Here is a 2,109-nt window from a genome sequence, read left to right on the forward strand (position 1 = left end):
CGCCCGGCGCACCCCTGTCCGGTCCCCCGGTACCACCCGGCGGGTCCGACCGGCGGCCGGATCGAACCGGCGCACGAACCGGCCGAAGGGCGAACCGAACCGGACCGGCGGGCGGTTCGAGGTGCCGCACCCGGCCTGGGGTGAGAGGCTGGCTTGCGTCGCCGAGGCGGGAGACCACCATGATCTGCGCACATCTGGCCGACGCGGGCTCACCACAGCCCGCGGCCGTGGACGGCTGCCAGGACTGCCTGGCCGCCGGGCAGCACGACTGGGTCCATCTGAGGGCCTGCCTGTCCTGCGGCCACATCGGCTGCTGCGACTCCTCACCCCGCAAACACGCCACCGCGCACTACGAGGACACCGGCCACCCGGTCATCAAGTCGGCGGAGCCGGGCGAGGACTGGCGGTGGTGCTACGTGGACGGCGCGTTCGGATGACCCCGATGCGCTTCCACAACCGGCGGGAGGCCGGCCGTGCACTGGCCGCCGAGCTCCTGGAACGGCAGCAGGCCGGTGAGCTGCCCGACGCTCTGGTGTTCTGCCTGCCGCGCGGCGGGCTGCCGGTGGGCCGCGAGGTGGCCGAAAGCCTGGGCGCACCGCTGGAGGCCCTGGTCGCACGCAAGATCGGCGCCCCCGGGCAGCCGGAACTGGCCATCGGCGCGGTCGCCGGCGACGCCCCGCCGCTCTGGGACCACGAGGCACTGCGATGGCTCGGCGCCACCCCGGAGCAACTGGCGCCGCTCGTCGACCAGGAGCGCGCGGAACTGCGCCGCCGGGAGGCCCTCTACCGGGAGGACCGCCCCGTCCGGGAACTGGCCGGCCGCACCGCCGTGGTCGTGGACNNCGGCGGTGCGCTCGCTGCGGGACCACCACCCGGCGCGGGTGGTGGTGGCCGTGCCCGTGGGCTCGCCGGAGGCCGTCCGGGTGCTGTCGCAGGACGCCGACCAGGTGGTGTGTCTGGAGCAGCCTGCCGCGTTCGGCTCGGTGGGGCGTTGGTACGAGGAGTTCGAGCAGCTCACCGACGACGAGGTGCTGGAACTGCTGCGCGGCGACTGAGCCCACCCCCGTGGCATGATCGGCGACATGCAGCTGCACACCCGTGAGTGGGGCACCGGAGACCGGCTCGCCGTGCTGGTGCACGGGATGATGTCGGACCACCGGACCTGGCGCAGGCTCGCCCCGCTGCTCGCCGACCGCGGCTACCGGGTGATCGCCGTGGATCTGCGTGGACACGGACTCAGCGCACGCGGCGACGACGCGGACACCGCAGCCGCACCCGCGGCCGGCGGAGCCCCCGACGCGCCCGGTCCGGATGCCGCCCCCGATCCCGCTGCCCGCCCCGTACGCCCGAACGGCGCCCCGGAGGACCGCTACCGGCCGGAACACCTCGCCCAGGACCTGGTCGACACCCTGCCCCCCGACGCCGAGCTGGCGCTGGGCCACTCCCTCGGCGGACTCGCCCTGTCGCTGGCCGTCGACAGGCTGCGTCCCCGCCGCGCCGTCTACTCCGACCCGGCGTGGTCCGTCCGAGCGCCGGGACGGGGCCTGGACCCGGCCGGGTTCTCCTGGTTCCGCACGGCCGCCCGCGAGCAGATCGCCGCCCTCAACCCGCGCTGGGACGAGGAGGACGTCGACATCGAGCTGGCCACTCTCGCCCTGTGGGACCCCACCACCGGCGCCGGTCTGTCCCACCTGGCCGGCCGTTCGCTGCTCCCCGAGCGCCCCGTGGTGCCGTCCCTGGTCCAGCTCGCCGACCCCAGCTTCCTGGTCGGCCCGAGGGACGCCGCCGAACTGCGGCTGCGGGGCTTCGAGGTACGCACCGTGGCCGGGGCGGGCCACACCATCCACCGGGACGACTTCGACGGGTTCGTGTCGTCCCTGGACGGCTGGATCTGAAACCGCCCCGGCCCGGACGGCCTCACCAGCGGCCGTGCACCTGCTCGCGGATCCGCCGGTCGTACAGGTCCCGGATCGCGTCCAGCGTCGCGGCCGGCAGCGGTGGCGACCCGGCGGCTGCGGCATTGGCCCGTGCCTGCTCCGCGGAACGGGCCCCGGGGATCACCGAGGAAACCCCCGGCTGCTGCACGACCCACCGCAGCGCGGTCTGCGC

General features: G+C 75.2%; 4 protein-coding genes. 3 read left to right on the forward strand and 1 reads right to left on the reverse strand.

The window, feature by feature from the left end:
• The first annotated feature begins 179 nt into the window (after nt 1-179).
• The 3 genes from AOK09_RS36425 (at nt 180) to AOK09_RS36435 (ending at nt 1,895) form a co-directional block, all read left to right on the forward strand.
• Complete coding sequence (locus AOK09_RS36425) at nt 180-437, forward strand: UBP-type zinc finger domain-containing protein (protein ID WP_055591449.1); 258 nt, start codon at nt 180-182, stop codon at nt 435-437.
• 5 nt (nt 438-442) lie between these two features.
• Nucleotides 443-841: phosphoribosyltransferase (locus tag AOK09_RS36430; RefSeq protein WP_265736763.1), on the forward strand; the 399-nt coding region annotated here is incomplete at its 3' end.
• A 241-nt stretch (nt 842-1,082) separates the two neighbouring features.
• Nucleotides 1,083-1,895: an alpha/beta fold hydrolase gene (locus tag AOK09_RS36435; RefSeq protein ID WP_055591450.1), complete on the forward strand. Its 813-nt coding sequence runs from the start codon at nt 1,083-1,085 to the stop codon at nt 1,893-1,895.
• 22 nt (nt 1,896-1,917) lie between these two features.
• Here AOK09_RS36435 and AOK09_RS36440 read toward each other — a convergent pair.
• Nucleotides 1,918-2,109: aldo/keto reductase (locus tag AOK09_RS36440; RefSeq protein ID WP_175609392.1), on the reverse strand; the 192-nt coding region annotated here is incomplete at its 5' end.

Origin of the sequence: Peterkaempfera griseoplana (assembly GCF_001418575.1) — a bacterium.
GTDB lineage: Bacteria > Actinomycetota > Actinomycetes > Streptomycetales > Streptomycetaceae > Peterkaempfera > Peterkaempfera griseoplana.